This is a genomic window from Oligosphaera ethanolica (genome assembly GCF_030814695.1).
Taxonomy (GTDB): Bacteria; Verrucomicrobiota; Lentisphaeria; order Oligosphaerales; family Oligosphaeraceae; genus Oligosphaera; species Oligosphaera ethanolica.
In genome coordinates, this window is the sequence record NZ_JAUSVL010000001.1 from 917,583 (window position 1) to 936,231 (window position 18,649).

Annotated in this window: 10 protein-coding genes; 6 read left to right on the top strand and 4 right to left on the bottom strand. The window is 57.9% G+C overall.

All coding sequences use genetic code 11. The features are described 5' to 3' along the window. Positions 1 to 3: 3 nt before the first annotated feature. Positions 4 to 2,241: a pyruvate formate lyase family protein gene (locus tag J3R75_RS03250; RefSeq protein WP_307259897.1), complete on the top strand. Its 2,238-nt coding sequence runs from the start codon at positions 4 to 6 to the stop codon at positions 2,239 to 2,241. 418 nt (positions 2,242 to 2,659) lie between these two features. Here J3R75_RS03250 and J3R75_RS03255 read toward each other — a convergent pair whose 3' ends face one another. The 4 genes from J3R75_RS03255 to J3R75_RS03270 all read right to left on the bottom strand — a co-directional run bounded on the left by J3R75_RS03255 (position 2,660) and on the right by J3R75_RS03270 (position 12,558). Then, the gene (locus tag J3R75_RS03255; RefSeq protein ID WP_307265480.1) at positions 2,660 to 7,978 is read right to left on the bottom strand and encodes a LamG-like jellyroll fold domain-containing protein; all 5,319 of its coding nucleotides are present in this window, start codon (positions 7,976 to 7,978) and stop codon (positions 2,660 to 2,662) included. Positions 7,979 to 8,741: 763 nt separating this feature from the next. Continuing rightward, positions 8,742 to 9,521: a DUF1559 family PulG-like putative transporter gene (locus tag J3R75_RS03260; protein ID WP_307259898.1), complete on the bottom strand. Its 780-nt coding sequence runs from the start codon at positions 9,519 to 9,521 to the stop codon at positions 8,742 to 8,744. A gap of 21 nt (positions 9,522 to 9,542) precedes the next feature. Beyond that, positions 9,543 to 10,568, bottom strand: a complete 1,026-nt coding sequence (locus J3R75_RS03265) for a GntR family transcriptional regulator (protein ID WP_307259899.1) — start codon at positions 10,566 to 10,568, stop codon at positions 9,543 to 9,545. Positions 10,569 to 11,265: 697 nt separating this feature from the next. Next, positions 11,266 to 12,558, bottom strand: a complete 1,293-nt coding sequence (locus J3R75_RS03270) for an ATP-binding protein (RefSeq protein WP_307259900.1) — start codon at positions 12,556 to 12,558, stop codon at positions 11,266 to 11,268. Positions 12,559 to 13,403: 845 nt separating this feature from the next. Between J3R75_RS03270 and J3R75_RS03275 the strand changes: the two genes are divergently transcribed. The 5 genes from J3R75_RS03275 (at position 13,404) to J3R75_RS03295 (ending at position 18,612) form a co-directional block, all read left to right on the top strand. Then, positions 13,404 to 13,751 (top strand): HTH domain-containing protein, encoded by a 348-nt coding sequence (locus J3R75_RS03275; protein WP_307259070.1) that lies wholly within the window; start codon positions 13,404 to 13,406, stop codon positions 13,749 to 13,751. A gap of 2 nt (positions 13,752 to 13,753) precedes the next feature. Beyond that, positions 13,754 to 15,112, top strand: a complete 1,359-nt coding sequence (locus J3R75_RS03280; RefSeq protein WP_307259069.1) for a transposase — start codon at positions 13,754 to 13,756, stop codon at positions 15,110 to 15,112. 499 nt (positions 15,113 to 15,611) lie between these two features. Continuing rightward, positions 15,612 to 16,190, top strand: coding sequence for a restriction endonuclease subunit S (locus J3R75_RS03285; RefSeq protein ID WP_307259901.1), 579 nt, complete (start codon positions 15,612 to 15,614; stop codon positions 16,188 to 16,190). After that, entirely contained in the window at positions 16,187 to 17,026 is an 840-nt protein-coding gene (locus J3R75_RS03290) for a KilA-N domain-containing protein (RefSeq protein ID WP_307259902.1), read from the top strand. Before J3R75_RS03285 ends, J3R75_RS03290 begins: the two co-directional genes overlap by 4 nt. After that, positions 17,023 to 18,612 (top strand): type I restriction-modification system subunit M, encoded by a 1,590-nt coding sequence (locus J3R75_RS03295; RefSeq protein ID WP_307259904.1) that lies wholly within the window; start codon positions 17,023 to 17,025, stop codon positions 18,610 to 18,612. Before J3R75_RS03290 ends, J3R75_RS03295 begins: the two co-directional genes overlap by 4 nt. Positions 18,613 to 18,649 lie beyond the last annotated feature (37 nt).

The window sequence follows — 18,649 nt, forward strand, 5'->3', positions numbered from 1 at the left end:
GTCATGACTCAGCACTACGACAATCTCCGGCAAGAACTCCGGGCTTTCCACCCCGAAGAATGCCACCAGCTCTGCCGCGATCCCGAAAAAATCGCCAACCGCGACCGCATGGCAGCCATCCTCAACGACTTCGCGGACCAGCACCCCGGCGCCAATGCCGCCGTCCTGCGCAAAAAGCTCTACCACGTCGCGGCGGAGCATTTCTACCCGGTGGTCTTCAAGAATTCGCCTTTCTATTTCGAGACCGGCATCAACGGCGGCTGGGCCCCCGGCGGCATCGGCAGATGGCTCGCCGAACACAATGACAAAATCAAACTGGAAGTACCCGAAAACGCCCGCCAACGCCTCAGCGCCATGAACCGCAACCGTTTCGCACTCTGCTGCGGTTTCTTCGTGGACTCCATTCACCACCTGCCGCCCTTCACCGCCGTGCTCCAAAAAGGCTTCAAGGGCCTCTACGAAGACGCCAAAGCCGCCGCCAGCAAGGCCCGTACCGACGACGAACGCGACTTCATCGCCGCCGCCATCGCCGGCTTCGAGGCCATCCCCGTCATCTGCGAACGCTTCGCGCGCCGCGCCGAAGAGCTCCTCGCCAGCACCGACGATCCACAACAACGGCGCTTCCTGACCATGATCGCCACCCACGCCCGCCGCTCACCATGGCTGCCGCCGACGACGTTCTACGAGGGCCTGAACATGTTCTGGTTCTGCCGCGAGGTCTTCGCGGAACTCGACGGTCTGTCCTGCTTCTCCATCGGCCATCCCGACGATATGCTCTACGAGCTCTACCAACAAGACCTCGCCGCCGGCCGCCTGACCCGCGAGGACGCCTACGATCTCATCTGCCGATTCCTTATCCACGCCGACTGCCACGAAAACAGCTTCTCGCCCGTCGTCAAGGGCAATGACCACGAAATGGAAATTCCCCTCACTCTCGGCGGCTGCGACAGCCAGGGCCGCGAGATTTTCAACGACATCACCCGTATGTGCCTCCAGGCCCACCGCGAACTCGATCTGGTCTTCCCCAAACTGCACTGCCGCTACTCGGCCAAATCCAGTTCCGAGTACCTCCAGCTCATCGCCAAGGACATCTACGCCGGTCGCGGCGTCATCTCTGGCTTCAATGATGACGCGTTCATCCCCGCTCTCACCCGCGGCGGCGTGTCCCTCGCCGACGCGCGCCGCTTCGTCTGCACCGGCTGCTGGGATGGCTATGCCGACAGCGCCGGCGACACCGATACCGCAAACTACTTCAGCCTCGCCCGCGTCCTCGAAGCCACCATCTACCACGACCCCGAGGTGGAGCAAGCCATCGACTTCCACTTCCAGCCCATCGACGACGCCCAGTCCTTCACCCAACTGCGCGACACCGTCTACGGCAATGTCATCGGCCTCATGAAAAAAATGCTCGCCGACTACACGGAATACGGCAAGCTCTACGTCAAAATCGCCCCCGCGCCCTTCTTCTCGGCCTGTCAAGACGGCTGCCTCGACACCCTCAAGGACATCTACGCCGGCGGCGCCCGCTATAACTTCCGCGTGGTCACCCTGGCCTTCTTCGCCAATCTCCTCGATTCGCTGCTGGCCATCAAAAAAATCTGCTTCGATGACCACGCCTGCACACTGCCACAATTCCTCGCCGCCGTCCGCAGCAACTGGCAGAACGCCGACGAGCTCCGCCAGCAGGCCCTCCACGCACCACACTGGGGCGATGACTCCGCCGATACCACCGCCCTCGCCCGATTCTTCCTCGACAGTATCTTCGCCGAAGTCAGTAAACTCAAGAACAACCGCGGCGGCAGCTACCAGCTCGCCAGCTGGATTTACCGCGAATTCCGCTTCTGGGGCGAAAAAACCCGCGCCCTCCCCGACGGCCGCCGCGACGGCGACTACCTCGCCCAGGGCCTCAACCCGTCCTTCCTCCACGCCGATACCCTCACCACCATGATCAACGCCATCAGCCGCCTTGACCACAGCCACTTCTTCGCCTCCAACACCAATTTCGTCATCGGCCGCCAACACGCGTCGCCCGATATCATCGAAGCGCTCTTCCGCTCCTTCGCCCAACGCGGCATGCACCTCCTGCAACTCAATTGCTTCAACCGCGATGACCTCCTCGACGCACAAAAACACCCCGAACGCCATCAGAGCCTCATCGTCCGCATGTGCGGCTTCTCCGCCCGCTTCGTCATCCTCTCACCCGAATGGCAACGCGAAGTCATCAGCAGAACTATCTACTGATGAAAGGGCGGACACTCAGGTCCGCCCCGACAAATTCGCGCCTTCGCGTGAGAAGCAAAATGCCCACGGCAAGCCGTGGGCCACGGAACGCCCCCCCCGACGACGCGTAAGGCAAAAATAGCGCCTTAAAGCCGGCGGCGTGAATTGCCGCGCAGCGGCAAGACAAGCCGCCATTCTGCCTTGCATTTGCATTTGCATTTGCATTTGTCTTCTTCGCGCCTTCGCGCCTTCGCGTGAGAATAAATAGCCTTCGCGTAAGGCAAAAATAGCGCCTTAAAGCCGGCGGCGTGAATTGCCGCGCAGCGGCAAGACAGGCCGCCAACAAAGGGGCGACCAGCCGGTCGCCCCGACAAATTTGCGCCTTCGCGCCTTCGCGCCTTCGCGTGAGAATAAATAGCCTTCGCGTGGGGACAGGCCCTTACCAGTTATGGAAGGCGTCGCCGTCGTAGAAGTCGAGCGCGTCGATATAGGGCGACCACGCGTCGTTGCTGTCCGGGTCTTCGGCGACGATGGCGAGCGGCCCGACGACTCCGCCGTCGCCCCAGCGGTCAAAGACGCGGATGACGATCGTGTTGTCTTGCCCGCAGCGCACGGCGTCGGCGGGAATAGCGTAATCGCGCTTCGTCTGGTAGCTCCGGGGGTTGCTTTCGAGCGTCATTTCGCCAATTTTGACGCCATTGCAGTAGGTCCAGTCGGCGTCGTCGATGGGCCCGCCGACCAGCCGCAGCTGGTATTTCGCCCACGACGCCGGGATGTTCACCACGCAGCGGTACCACGCGAAGCCGTCGTAGGGCGTCTTCAGGCCGGCCGGGGTATTTTCGGGATAGACATGATTGGGGTTGACCTGCTGGACGCCCTGCGCTTCCCATGACAGCCCGAGCTTGATCGGCGCAAAGCCCTCAGGGTCGTCGTGCTTGCCGTTGTTTTGGGGGTCCAGCCGCAGCCCGCACTGTTCGAGGCTGAGTTCGCCAAAGCTGGTGGCGATGGTGTTATGGCGCATGCGGCTGGCGGTGAAGAGCTGCAGGTCCTTGCCGAGACCGATATTCATGTTGTTGAAAATCGCCGACCACACCCGGGCGACTTTCTCCTGGTTCCAGAGCCCGTCGATGCCCTCCGGGGCGAGATTGAGCACGACGATGGCCGACGTCGGCCGGTCCAGCTTGGCAAAGAGCTTCGGCTCGGTGGCCACGACCCAGTCGGGAGCGGCCGCGAGCACGGGCAGCTCGCGGGCCTCGCGGAAATACAGATCGGCGTCGGGAATGCCCGCAAAGAGCGGGTCGTTCTTTGGCACGCGCGCCTTGAACAGCTGATGCGTGCCCCGCTGCATGCCACCGGGCAGGATCTCCAGCGGCGCGTCCGGCAGGGCGATAATGGCGCGACTGGTGCTCGCCAGCAATTTGCGCAGTTCCTCGGTTTTTTCTGCGGGCACCGGGTCTTTGCCAATGATAATCACCTGATCGTGGTTGAGCTCCCAGAGTGCATTCGGATTGCCCCGGCGGTAGATCATGCCCATGCGCTGGAGAATCTTCTCGCCGTCTTCATTGCCCAAGTATTGCACGCGTTGTGGGCCGATGGGCACAAAGGGCTTGGCCATTTCGCTGAGCATGTTGTCCACCAAGCGCGTGGCGGCCGGGTCAACACCGAAGCGCGACGTCACGTCCAGCTGGCAGAACAAAATCAATCCGTGGCCCCGGCGCAATTCCATCAGCGACGCGAACATCAGATTGAAGCCCGAGTCGACAATGGTGCTGAAATTGCCGTAGCTGGGCTTGCGGATGACATGGCCGCTGACAATGCCGCCGTTGCCGCATTTCCATTTCGAGCGCGGATAATGCGGCGAGTTCTCCGCCGACAGCACGAATGCCGGCACCGTGTCGGACCAACCGCGCCAGTTGCTGAAGTCGGGCTCGGCCAGACCCGCCAGATACGGGCTGTCCGCCCGCCGCACGAAGGCATTGCGGTAGCTCGGCGACTCAAAAACCAGATTGCCGAGCTTGCAGGGCTGCTGCTCGAAGATCAGCACCTTCAGGCCATCGTCGATGAGCCCGGCGTCCTCGATCTGCTTGAGCAGCTCGGGGCTGGTCTGCGACAGCGCGTCCTGGCCGATAATCAGCAGCCGGCATGCCTCCACGTCGTCGGGCGTACACACACTGGAGAAGGGAAATCCAGCCTTGCTAAGCATCGCCGTAGTCTTGCCCACGGGGTCGTAGACGCCGGCGACTGCGTCGCGGAAATCCGGCTGGCGGCGCGTGGGGAAGAACTGCAGGGTCATGCGGTCCTCTTTATGCAGCGCGCCGTCCTGCAGCGCGACCAGCCGCAACTCGGCCGTCGTGCGCTTGTACACCGCCGGCGCCGTGAGCGCGATAGGCAGCTTGGCGATGCCGCCGCTGGGCACGGTCGCCGTGAATTCGCCCGACAACGCCGGCGACGCCTCGCCGTCCACGCGCAGCTCCCAGCGAAAGCTCAGCGTTTTGGCCTCGACGTGGTCGTTGACCACCACCGCGCTCTTGCGGAATGTCTCGCCGGCGTAGTACGCATGATCCTTGTTGCTGAAGTCGTCCGGCTCACCGCCGAGAAAGACCAGCAGCGGCGCAAAGACATCGCGCACCACGTCGTGAAGGTAATCCGGCTGCGAGTAGTCGGTCAGCAGATGCCGCTGGGTTTCGCTCCACCCGGTCTTGCGCTCGGGCTTGAGGCCGGGCGTCTTGACCGCGTCGTCGATTTTATAGACGACGGTGTGCGCATCGTAGGTGCGGGCGACGTGGTGCATGTCGCGCCCACCGGGGAAATCCCCGAGCGCGGACATGTCGTAGGCCCGCCAGGCCTTGGGCACGTGGCTGTAGAGCATGGTGTAGAGCGCCTGCATGTTGGGCGCCCAGTTGGCGTAGGGCGTGACCTGCCAGTTGTGCGCGTTGGGAATAGGCAGCGTCTCACGCTCGTACACGGCGTCGCCAAAGTAGCGCGCGGCGTGCTCCGTCGCCAGCGACCCGAACTTCGGATCATCAAAATGCCAGAACTGCATGGGATACGGGAAGGCCGACTCGACCACCATCAGCGGCTGGGTGTGCTTCTCGGACCACTGCCGCGGCCAGTCCTCCTGCTCCTGCAAAGGCGTACCGAAGGACTGGTAGTTCATCGACGTGAAAATCTTGCCGGAATTGCCGCCGGCATGCTGGAAGAGCTCGCGCGAGCCGTCCAACGCCCGCATGACTTTCTCGGCGGTCTGCGCGCGGCGACGCGGCTGGCGCTTGTTCAGCGGATCGTAGTCGGTGTCATTGAGCTTGGCCGGGTCCTGATTCCATGGGTAGCTGCAGGTATTGAAGTCGGTGTACCACATAATAATAGTCGGGTGATTGCCGTAACGCTCCAGATAGCGTTCGACCTCACGGCTGTAAACCGCCAGGTCTTCGTCCTCGTAAGGCGGCATGGGAAAGAGATTATACAGCCCCTGGCGATTACAGGCTTCGAGGTAGTCCGTCCAGGCGACCTGCGAGGTCTTGCGGATGGGATCGAAACGCACACTGTCGTAATTCATTTCGCGGATGTGGGCGACGTGCTGGTCAATGGCCTCGGGATGGCCGTAGTAATAGCGCAAGCGGCTTAGCCCCGGGCTGGTCCACATGCGCAAGCGCGCCTTCTGGCCATTGATGCGGATCTCGCCGTCCTCAACCCAGCATTCGCGGAAGCCGAAGGTCTGCGGTCCGAGGCTGTCCGCCACCACGCCGCCGGCCGGCGTCAAAGTCGCCGTCATGTCATAGACCCGAGGATACTCGACGTTCCACAGCACGGGATTGGCCCACGCCGCGGTAAAGCTCAGCAGCTGCTCGGCGCTGCCGTCGAGCACGACGTCCGCCTTGAAACTGGTGGTGGCGCCGTCGCGCACAAAGTCGAACTGCAGCACCGCCGGGCCCTGCTGGCCGGCGAGGTTCTGGATGCGCGCGCGCAGAGTCACGTTCTGGCGCCGGAAGGACGGCAGCGCCAGCGCGGTCTTGATGGACAGGGGCGACGGCGCATGCTCCAGCCAGACGTCATCCAGCGCGATTTCGCCGTGGTCGCCAATGCTCGGCACGCCATTCCACAAGCCGACATAGTCGCGATCAATGAACAGCGTCAGATCGTTGGCCGCATCAGCACGCAGCAGGTCGGTCAGGTCCAGCCGCACGGCATTGGGCACGGTGGTGAATGTCTTGAAATCCTGGCGGAAGGCGTGAATGAGCCGGCCATTGACATACACCCGGCCGGAATCACCATTGAGATTGGTAAAATGCAGATACACGCGACCGCCCGCCGGGAAATCCGCCGGGATGCTCAGCGCACGCTGATACCACGCGGCGCGATACGTGATCAGGTCCTTGCCCTGCCACTGCCACCCCATGCCGGCAAGGCGCCCATGGTCGTCCTGCCAGATGTCGTACAACGGCGAGCGGAAGCTGCCCGGCACGCGCATGTAGCCCCACTGAGCCGTCGGCGGCGCGTAGGAGTAGCGCTCGACAGGCTGCACCCGCCAGGTGCCATTGAGGCAGACGCCCCAGCGCACGCCACGTACGCGCTGCTCGGCGTCGCCCAAATCCCACAGCGACGCCTCAAGCTCGCTGGTGGCGCCGACCGCGAGGTTGCCGGCGGTGGCACCGTCCGGCCAGGCATCTGCCGGCAACAGGCTCAGTCCCGGCGTGGCCTTCAACGCCGTGATGGCCGCGAAGGGCTCCGCCAAAGCGACGTCGCCCTGCAACGCACCGTCAAGCAGCAGCGCCAGCCGACCGTCGGCGACCTCAAGCCGCAGCTGGTGCGGCTGGTCCCAGCTCAACACATATTTCGCTTCAATCGCCTGGGTCTTGTCGCCCCCTTTAACGAACAACGCGAGGTGGTTGGACGCGCCCAAGGACACCACGGTTAATTCCTGCCGGCCGTTGTCCATCCGCAGCATGGTCGTCGGCGCGGGAAAACCCGGCTCGCGATGCTGCAAGACAAACTCAAGCCCCGCAGTCGTCTGCCGCAACGCCGTCACTGGCCGCTCTTCCAGCTGGATGTCACCGCCACCGGCGGCCAGCACCGCGATCTCCTCCGGCCCCAACACGCGGGTGAAAATTTTGATCTCGTCGTAGACGCCGTCGCCGACCACGGCGTTGAAGCGGTCGGAGCTGCTGTCGCCCAGCCAGAGTGTCGGCTGCAGCTTGTCGGCTATGGCCTGGAAGCGGTCCGGCGACGCCTTGTTGCCGACTTCGCGCCCGTTGACGTACAGCAGCACCTGGCCCTTGCCGGTATCCCAGCTCAGCGCCACCTGCGCCCATTCGTCTTTGCGGAAAATGTTCTTGCTCAGTATCTGTATCTGCGTGGGCGCGCAGACGCTGGTGTCAATATGCCGCGTGCCGCTCTTAACCATGTACAGGCGAAAGCCCTGGCCGGTGTCGAGGTTGATGATCCGCCGCCCCCCCTCGTCCGTCTCCTGCCAATTGGGCTTGAACCAGAAGGACAAGGTGCCGGCATTGAGGTCCAACGCCGGCAGTTTGCTGAACTCACAGGCCGTCACCTGGTCGTAGGCATGGCGAGTCACCTGCAGCCCCTGGCCACTCACGCCCGGCAGGTAGTCGCCACGGCCATGCACCACCCCCGGCGGCAACTCCGCGCCGCCAGCGCCCAGCACCGCCGCTGAGCCATCCAAAGGCATGTACAAGCTGGGCTCGGCAGCACCAAGCAACAACGGCAACAGGCAGGACATCAGCGCTAGGCGGCTACACATTTTCACGACGGTTTTTCCTCTTGATGAACGGGTGCATATTCGGCGACACACACGGGCGGCCAACGCCACGCCAATTGCTAAAATCGGCTGCGGACGGAACACCGCAGCAAAGCGACCACTACCAAACTTATTGCCACAAGCCCAAAACACCGTGGTGTTCTTGATGCCCCGAGTATAATTTTTCCTCACGCGAAGACGCGAAGGCGCGAATTTGTAGGGGCGGACATACGTGTCCGCCCTTTGCATCGCGCCCAGCCTTGCCGCTGCGCCGCCCTTGGGGCCTTCTTGATCAGACTGATCGGACCAATGCTCTTCACTTAACAATTTACATAGTACCTTAAACTTCAGCAAAACAGCCTGTTATGATCGCGGCATTTATTGCCGCGAAGCGGCAGAAGCGCTGAAAGCGCAAAACATACCAGCCCAGGGCAAGCGACGCCAAAGGCGTGCGCCGCCCTGGGTACAACGGTAACTATACTCGTGTTCCTCGGCCCCTTTGGCCCCAGTCGGCGAAGCTGACTGGGGCCAAAGGGGCAATGGAACTTATTCCTGCATCCCATGTTGCGCCTTGCCAATGGTCATTTAGGTCGCCCCTACGGGGCACGATTGGCCGGAGAGCATTTTTCCCCAGGCTCAGGCCTGGGGTTAAGCATGGTTAAGCTCCTACGGCGCATGTCAAGCATCCCTTTCGATCACAAGATTTCGCACATTACCCAAAATCGGCCGCGGACGGAACGCCGCAGCCAGGCGACGGCTCCCATACTTATTTCTGGAGTGCCCAGAATACTGTCGTGTTCTTAGGAACCTGATTGTAGTTCAAAAAGCTCACATGGAGATCATAATACAACACGTTGGTGCCGCCATTGTGCGGGATGTTACCGTTCCAATACTGGTAGTTCCAGGCGTCGGTGATCTCCGACGGGAAGAAGCCCTCAATCACAAAGCAGGTCTCCGACAGGCGCTGTTTGTTGGTGATGTTCACACTATCACCACCGATATTCAGGCAGTAACGGTAGGTGTTGACATCCGTGCGCAGGTAATTGTCTTTGTTGGACTGAGAAACCAGCGGCGCCGGCACCGGCGTGGTCGGGCACCAGAAGATGGTCTTCTTGCGCCAGTCGCGGGTATTGGACGTGTCCGGATTACAGCCGACATAGGACGACAAACGCCACTGCCAGTCCCAGTACTTCCAGCCATTGGTCGCCGTCGGCGCTTCGGTCGAGTACGTCTTCTGGGTGTAATAGCCCGTGTTCTCACCCTCATACATCGCAGCCGCCGTGCCAATCTGCTTCATGTTCGACACGCAGCTGATCGCCCGCGCTTTCTCCCGCGCCTTCGCCAAAGCCGGCAACAGCATCGCCGCCAAGATCGCGATGATCGCTATCACCACCAGCAGCTCAATCAACGTGAAGCGCAGCATCCGCCGCAGGCACGCGCGACCAACACCACCGCCACCGCCAACATTGGCACCCCGCGACTTCCCTCCTGCAAGCTCCGAAACCGCCTCATTCCGCCCTCTCGTCCGTTTTTCTGCAGCCAACATCACGCGCCTCCTCATTCACTTTCACCGAATCACCATGGGCAACTCAATCATCACACAATCGGCACAGCCGGCCTCGCCAGCCAGCTTCCGTTCAACCAGCTCGACGGTCTTGGCAGCAATGGTCTCTAGCGGGATGTCATAACAAATCTCCCGATAGCCATAGGGATTCGTCGCCGACAACGCGCATTGGACAATGGCGCAATACCGCACGCTGTCGGGATCGACCTCCCGCAAAAGCTCCGGCAATTCATTGTTGTTCAGCAGGGGATTGACAATCGCGTCGATGCGCCGACCACTGCGTATCAGCTCCGCAATCTGCTCCAAAGCCTGGCCGGACTGCTCGAAATACAAGTCCTCGGCCAATCTCACGCCCGCCTCGGCAAAGGCCCGGCGAACGCCCTCGTAGGGCAGATTCCACGGATAGCGATTCTGCAGAAATGCCACGTTGTGCCGCTTCTCCACCAACAACTGCTGCCCACAACGATAGCCCCAGCCCGGATAATCCAGCTGCACCGCATCAGATAAATCGCCGCGCGGCTGCACCGCGATCAGCGGCAAGCCGGCCTGCCGCAAGCCCTCCACGCGCGCTTCACTGCAGTCGCGCAGACCGAACCACACCAGCGCATCCAGCTGCTCGCTGAGCAAGTCGCGCTGCACCAGAGCAAAATCCGTTGTGCCCAAACTCAGCTGCTGCACCAACACCGGCACGCGCACCAGCTGCTTGATCAGCTCGCCAACGATCCCACCCGTGTAGCGCTCCAAAAATACCCCCATGCCGTCCATCACCAACAGCCCCACCCGCGGCAAACGCCGGCCCTCCACTACCCGCACGCCCACATTCGCAAACATCCCCACGCCGCGCTTCGCCGAAATCATGCCCTGCTCACGCAACTCCCGCAAGGCCTTGCATACCGTCGGCCGACTCACCCGAAAACGCTCCGTCAACTCCTGTACCGTCGGCAAACGCGACGCACTGTCGCCCGATCGATACATCAGACTCACCACATAACGCCGAATCTTCATGTAATCAGCTGTGTCAGGTTGCATATGAACACATACTCCTTTGCATGTTTACTTATGTTTACTTAGTCAACATTGTAACACACCCCAAGGCCAATTTCAATAGCCCACAATAAGAATTTTCACCACCACACCCACACACCGTTCTGCCCGCGCGCGCCGCAGGGACGACCGGCCGCCCACCAGATTCGTTTTTCCTCACGCGAAGCCGCAAAGCCGCGAAGAAGACAAAGAATGGCGGCGTGAATTGCCGCGCAGCGGCAAGACAGGCCGCCAGAATCTGCGGTAATCTGCGGAATCTGCGGATAAAAACAGGGCGGACACACAGGTCCGCCCCTACAAATTCGCGCCTTCGCGCCTTCGCGTGAGATAACAATAGCGCCTTCTTACCGGCGGCAAGACATGCCGCCATTCTTCCTTGCCTTTGTCTTCTTCGCGCCTTCGCGCCTTCGCGTGAGGAAAATAAGAACACGGGCGGACACATAGGTCCGCCCCTACGTCGCGACTTCTTACCGGCGGCGTGAATTGCCGCGCAGCGGCAAGACATGCCGCCATTCTTCCTTGCCTTTGTCTTCTTCGCGCCTTCGCGCCTTCGCGTGAGGAAAAAATAGCGCCTTCGCATGAGGAAAAAATAGCGCCTTCGCGTGAGGAAAAAAAAGCGACTTCGCATGAGGAAAAAATAGCGGCTACGCGTGAGAAAAAAGAAGCGCCTTCGCGTGAGAAATCAGCCAAGCACGGATGGGTCTAGCAGAAACTCAATGATGCCCACATTCAGGATGCCGTGGTCATCATACCACGCCTTGCTGATGTCTTTTCTGACCATGATTTTCGGGAATGAATCACCCGTCAGCGAAAGCGGCCTCAATTCTGAAACAGCTTTTTCTTCTGTCGCCATGGCGTAGGCCGATTGTATGTATACCCGACGGTTGCCCTTGGCTGCGACAAAGTCGATCTCCTTCGCAACTTTGACCAAGTTGCCACTCTTGTTCTTTTCCCTGGCATACACTACGCCGACATCGACGGCAAAGCCCCTGGCGATCAGTTCATTGTGGACGATGTTCTCCATGATGTGAGTCATCTCCATCTGCCTGAAGCCAATTCGCGCGTTACGCAGTCCGACGTCTTCGCAATAGTATTTCATGGGAAAGTCAAAATAGGACTTGCCTTTGACGTCGTAGCGCTTGCTGGCGGCAAACAGGAAAGCGTCCTCCAAATGGCCGATATAACTTTTCAGCGTGTTGGCGGATATAGTGACATTTTTTCTGGAGCGGATAGTCGCTGATATTTTGCTTGGATTTGTCAGCGAACCAACTGACGAACAAAGCAGGTCCAGCACCTGTCCCAGCTCATCCCCATACTCAATTTTCCTTCGCTCCTTGATGTCTTTGAGATATACTTCGCTGAACAGGGATTGGAGGTACTCCATCTTGGCTGCGTCGTCATGCTTGGAAAGAACCAACGGCATTCCACCATAAAACGAGTAGTGGTCGAATGCCTCGTTTTTGTCCCCTCCGACAGCTGCATAAAATTCCGAAAAAGAGAATGGATGAACCCTGATTTCATTACTGCGACCGCGAAACTCGGTCAGGATGTCACTCGACAGCATCTTGGAATTACTGCCGGTAACATAGACATCAACATTCGCCATCTCTCGAAAATCGTTGAGCGCATCGTAAAATGTGATTTCCTTGCCATCGGGCAGGTAAGGATTTTTCACGGGCTCGGACATCTGAATCTCGTCAATAAAGAGGTAGAATTTCCCGGGTTTGCCTTCAACTTGCTCCCGGACATACTGAGCGAGTTCAAGCGGATTGCGGTAGCGAACATGCCTTGTCAGGTCAAGTTCGAGCGAGATGATCTGCTCGTCTTTGACTCCTTGCGCCAGGAGGTACTTCCGAAACAAGGTTCGCAGTAGATACGATTTCCCGCAACGACGAATGCCAGTGATGACTTTGACTTGTCCGTCCCACTGAGCTCGGATCAGCCGCTGAAGGTAAAAATCTCTTGGGACTTCCATAGGGCACCGTTACCTGTTGAAAAGTACGCTTCTTTTAGATGTGAATCATCAATAACATGCCCACATAGCGCAGAATAACAAGCCTATCAGTTGACAAGTACGCTTTTTTGTAAACCTTCTTTTCAATTAGCGCGGCGCTTTTGTCATGCTTCAGCCATTGCGAGTGTGCCTGATTTTCTGAAATACGCAGAACGCCCCCTCCTCACGCGAAGCCGCGAAGGGGCGTTTTTTTCCCTCACGCGAAGGCGCGAAGCCGCGAAGAAGACACCGTCGGGGCGGACCTATGTGTCCGCCCTTTGCATGGCGGCCTGTCTTGCCGCCGCGCGGCAATCCACGCCGCCGATAAGAAGGCGTGAAAGTTCCGTGGCCCCACGGCTTGCCGTGGGGCAGTTGCCTCACGCGAAGACGCGAAGGGGGTATCTTTTTACTCACGCGAAGACGCGAAGAAGACACCGTCGGGGCAGACCTATGTGTCCGCCCTTTGCATGGCGGCATGCCTTGCCGCCGCGCGGCAATCCCCGCCGCCAATAAGAAGGCGTGAAAGTTCCGTGGCCCCACGGCTTGCCGTGGGGCAGTTGCCTCACGCGAAGACGCGAAGGGGGTATCTTTTTACTCACGCGAAGCCGCAAAGACGCGAAGAAGACACCGTAGGGGCGGACCTATGTGTCCGCCCTTTGCATGGCGGCCAGAGTAGAAGCGGCTTCCAGCCGCTTCTCTGGACTTTGGACAATTTTTTTTGTTTAAAAATAAATCTAAAAATTAATTTGCATTCTACCTACTCCGTATTATGCTACCCGTAGCTTGAATGCTGGCGTGTCTGGTCACAACAAAGAAGGGCTACGGGTATGGCAAAAGAAATCAGCAGCAATGATCTCTGTAATGTCTTGGAAACAATGCTTGAATCCGGACTAAAGGCATTGCGCTCGGCCAAAGGTTTGGACGGTCGCCTGGAAGCGAACCGAAAGGCAGCCGGAAAAAGATCTAACATGTTACTAGTTAGCGATATACTCCGAGAAGCGGGGGAGCCTCTTCACATCAATGAGATCCTTGACCGCGTGCAGAAGCGCCATGGCGTGAAGCTGCGTCGCGAGTCCATCGTGTCGGCGATGACCAAGAAGGTTCTCGACGGACACACGTTCCGGCGTACAGGACGCAACGAATTTGCACTGCTGGACCAAGAGGAGGACGATTAGCCATGGAAAACAAATCGCTGCTTGTGTGGTTGCGTGCTTTTTTGGCGACTCTGAGCGTGGGCATCAAGGATGTTCGGTCACGAAAGCGATTTGTCACGATAGGCATCGGCCTTTTGGGCGCCAGTCATCCAAAAACCATAACCAGCGCCATTAACTTTCTAGATATGGTGTTCCACTGGAGCGCGTTCTATAAACTTTTCTCCCGGAGTAAATGGGACTGTGAAGGCATATTCGGGCCCATTATCCAGGAGGCCGTCAGTCTCTGCCCAGTCTACGACCCCATCATTTCCGCCATCGACGATACGCTCGTGCGCAAGACCGGCAAAAAAATCCCCGGTACTGCTTACGCCCGGGACCCTATCAGCCCCCCGTTTCATGTCAATCTGGTCATTGGCCAGCGCTATCTGGAAACGACCATCATGTGCCACGGCTCTGATCCCAACTCCAGTCGAGCCGTACCCGTGGCGTTCAGACACGCACCACCGGTCAAGGCTGGAAAAGTGACAAGTCCGGAGGAGGAACAGATACTGAAGGAAGAGAAGAAAAAGCACAACATGAGTGTGCGCGGTCGCCAGCAGCTTTTTTCCCTTCGTGGGGCAATCGACGCAATACCTGGCGGTTACGACCGTGTCCTTATCCAAAGCGCCGACGGCAGTTTTGCCAACAGCTGTTTCCTGACTGATCCTCCTCACAACACCGTGATCGTCGCGCGAGCGAGGAAGGACACGGTCTTTGTCGAGCCTCTTTGCCCCGAACAACGCAAAGGCAATCGCAAGTACGGCCAACGTCTGCCTTCACCCAAGGATATTCTTGCCAGCGACAACTACGAAACGCGGACCATGGAGGTATTCAAGCACGGACGTAAACTTGCCGTGCATTACAAGTGCGTCCAAAACGTCAGGTGGCCGGGTGCGACCCACGATCAGCCCTGTAATCTCATAGTCATTAAGCCTTTTCCCTATCGTCTGACCAAGAATGGGCGCACTCTCTATCGGCAGCCTGCCTTCCTGGTCGTAACCGGTGCCATAAACAAGATCACGATCGAACAGGCTATAAGGGCTTACTTGCTTCGCTGGGAGATCGAAGTCAGCTTTCGAGACCAGAAAGCAATACTTGGCATTGGCAAAGCCCAGGTGTGGAACAAAGATTCAGTAGCTAAAGTGCCCGCTTTCATCTCGGCTTGCTATGCCGCTTTGCTTCTGGCAAGCATACGACTCTACGATGACAAGCGAAACGAGGCATTCCCAACGCGAGAACGGTGGCGAAACGACCCGGTCACCCGTCCATCCCTGCGCGATCTGGTGCGTTTAATGCAAAGCGAGCTGGCGGAGGGAAAAAAATCAGCACCGGACGTTGCGTAGGAGTCCGTGCAAGATTGTCCAAAGTCCAGAGAAGCGGCTTCCAGCCGCTTCTCAACAACCCCCTCAAACAGAAATCCCCGCACGCCATGCCATGCGAGCGGCCAAAGTAGAAGCGGCTTCCAGCCGCTTCTCGACAAACACCGCAGCCCGCAACGCCTCCCACCACCATCGCTGATTTTTCTCGCTGGCCTGGCCATGCGAACAGCGGCTGGAAGCCGCTGCTACTCTGGCGGCGTGAATTGCCGCACAAGGGCAATCCCCGCCGCCAGAATCTGCGATAATCTGCGGAATCTGCGGATAAAAAAAGGGCGAACACATAGGTCCGCCCCTACAAATTCGCGCCTTCGCATCTTCGCGTGAGGAAAAAGATTCCCCTATCAACGACTGACCGACTACTACAGAAACGATATTTTTGCATAATGATCTTGACAAGCATCGCTCACATTCCTATAATATGCAGCAACGACATTACAGCACTTCCCGAGGTGATTACATGCGAATGAAAGTAAAAGAACTGGCAACCGTGCAGATGGGGTACTCATTCCGCTCCCGCCTTGAGGCGGCAGAAGGCGGCGGTGTGTCGGTTATCCAGATGAAGGACCTTCTCGACGACAACACGGTCGGCTGTGATGATTTGGTCAGTATTGATTTGGATACCGTGAAAGCGCACCACCTCGCCCAGAGAGGCGATCTGGTCTTCCGGTCTCGCGGCCAGGTAACCACGTCGGCGCTTCTTCTCGAAGATCCGGGTAAGGCGGTAGTCGCCGCCCCGTTACTAAGAATAAGGGTGACCAAGCAAAACAAACTTTTGCCCGAGTATCTGAACTGGTACATCAGCCAGCGGGATGCACAGATTTTTTTGACCAGTCAGGCCAGAGGGTCCGTTCAGAAAATGATCAGCAAGGAGACCATAGAAGATCTGGAGGTGGCGCTGCCTAGCCTGGAAACACAGAAAAACATCGTCGAGCTGGCCGTCCTGTCAGCTCGTGAACAGTCTCTGCTGCAGAAGCTGGCTGATGCCAGAAAACAATACCTGAATGCGACACTCATGAGAATGGCCATAGGGGGACGCCAATGAAGGCAACAATTCATGCCAATGGGACCGAAATTACGGTTCTCTCGCAGGGTGACGACAATGATTACCTTTCTTTAACCGATATTGCTCGCTATAAGAACCCCGATGAACCCAAGGATGTAGTCAAGAATTGGCTGCGGAATCGCAGCACTATTGAATTTCTTGGATTATGGGAGCAACTGAACAACCCAAATTTCAAAGGGGTCGAATTCGACTCCTTTAAGCATGACGCTGGCTCAAATGCCTTTACGTTATCGCCACAGAAATGGATTTCAGGTACAAACGCCGTTGGCTTGATTTCGAAATCGGGCCGCTGTGGCGGTACTTTTGCCCATAAGGATATTGCCTTTGAGTTTGCATCCTGGGTTTCTGCCGAATTCAAGCTGTACATCATCAAAGATTATCAACGTCTCAAGGCAGATGAAAACAGTCGGATCGCTCTGGCATGGAATGTGAATAGAATCATTTCCAAAATAAATTACAGAATTCATACCGATGCCATTAAAGACAATCTGATTCCTTCACTCGTCTCCAAACAACAGCAGACTTTGACCTATGCCAGCGAGGCAGATATGCTCAATGTGGCTTTGTTTGGGAAGACAGCCAGGGAATGGAAGGAGCAAAATCCTGAGCTGAAAGGCAATATACGAGATGAGGCAACTATCCAGCAACTTATCGTACTAGCAAATCTGGAAAGCATGAACGCTGAACTGATAAAACAAAGACTGCCGCAAAGCCAGAGACTAACAGAGTTAAATAAAATGGCCATAGAGCAGATGACGTCCTTGTTGGACAGTTCAGCGATCAAAAAACTACAGCAAACAGGAGAACAGAAGTGAACAAGATTGACCAGAAAGACATCAACAACGCGGCCTGGGCGGCGTGTGACACCTTCCGCGGCGTCGTTGATCCGGCCCAGTACAAAGACTACATCCTCGTCATGCTGTTCTTAAAATACATCTCCGATGTCTGGCAGGACCACTACGGTGAATATCAGCAGCAGTATGGCGACGACGACGTCCGCATCCGCCGCAAGCTCGATCGCGAACGTTTTGTTCTCCCGGTGGTGAAACTCACCGCCAAGAATGAAACAACCGGCGAAGAGACCGTTCTGGATGAATTCCCCGCGACCTATTACAGCCTGTATGAACGCCGGTCCGCCGCCAACGTCGGCGAGCTGATCAACATCGTGCTTGATCATATTGAAGAGAGCAACAAAAGCAAACTCGAAGGAGTTTTCCGCAATATCGACTTCAACAGCGAAGCCAACCTCGGCAAAACCAAGGATCGCAACCGCCGTCTGAAACAACTGCTGGAGGATTTCAACAAGCCCCAGCTCAGTATGAAACCCAGCCTCGTATCCGAGGATGTGATCGGTAATACCTATATCTATCTGATTGAGCGCTTTGCCTCAGACTCGGGCAAGAAAGCCGGCGAGTTCTTTACCCCACTGAAGGTAACCGAGCTGGTGGCCAGGCTGGCAGGACCAAAACCGGGCGATAGTATCTGTGACCCGGCCTGCGGCTCCGGCGGCCTGCTGATTCAGGCTGCCAAGGAAGTGGCCCGCAACACAGCCAATGCTCAAGAGAAACGCAACTTTGCCCTCTTTGGCCAGGAGTCCAACGGCAGCACCTGGGCGCTCTGCCGCATGAATATGTTCCTGCACAGCTTCGACAGCGCCCGGGTAGAATGGTGCGACACCCTGAACGGACCGCTGCTGGTGGAAAATGACCGCCTCATGAAATTCAACTGCGTGGTGGCCAATCCGCCGTTCTCGCTGGATAAATGGGGGGCCGAAAATGCCGAAAGCGATCAGTACAACCGCTTCTGGCGCGGCGTCCCGCCCAAGAGCAAAGGCGACTGGGCCTTCATCAGCCACATGGTGGAAACCGCCCTGGAAAAAGAAGGCCGAGTGGCCGTGGTAGTGCCCCATGGCGTGCTCTTCCGGGGCGCCGCCGAAGGACGCATCCGCCAGAAAATGCTCGAGGAAAACCTGCTCGATGCCGTGATCGGCCTGCCGGGAAACCTCTTCCCAACCACCAACATCCCAGTGGCAATCCTGGTCTTCGACCGCTCCCGCGAAAAAGGCGGCGCCAACGAAGAACGCAAAAACGTCTTCTTTGTCGATGCCAGCCGCGAATATGTCTCCGGTAAAAACATGAACACCCTCTCAGATACCAACATCGGCAAGATCATGGCGACCTACGCCACCCGCGCCGATGTCGGCAAGTACGCCCATGTGGCCGAGTTCACCGAAATCAAAGACAACGACTTCAATCTCAATATCCCCCGCTACGTGGATACCTTTGAGGAGGAAGAAGAGATCGACATCAATGCCGTACAGGCCGAAATTGACAAGCTCGAAAAGGAACTCGTGGAAGTCCGCAAACAGATGGCTGAAAAACTTCAGCAAATTCAGAGGTAACCACGAATGAACACAAATAGGCACGAATACAGCCGAA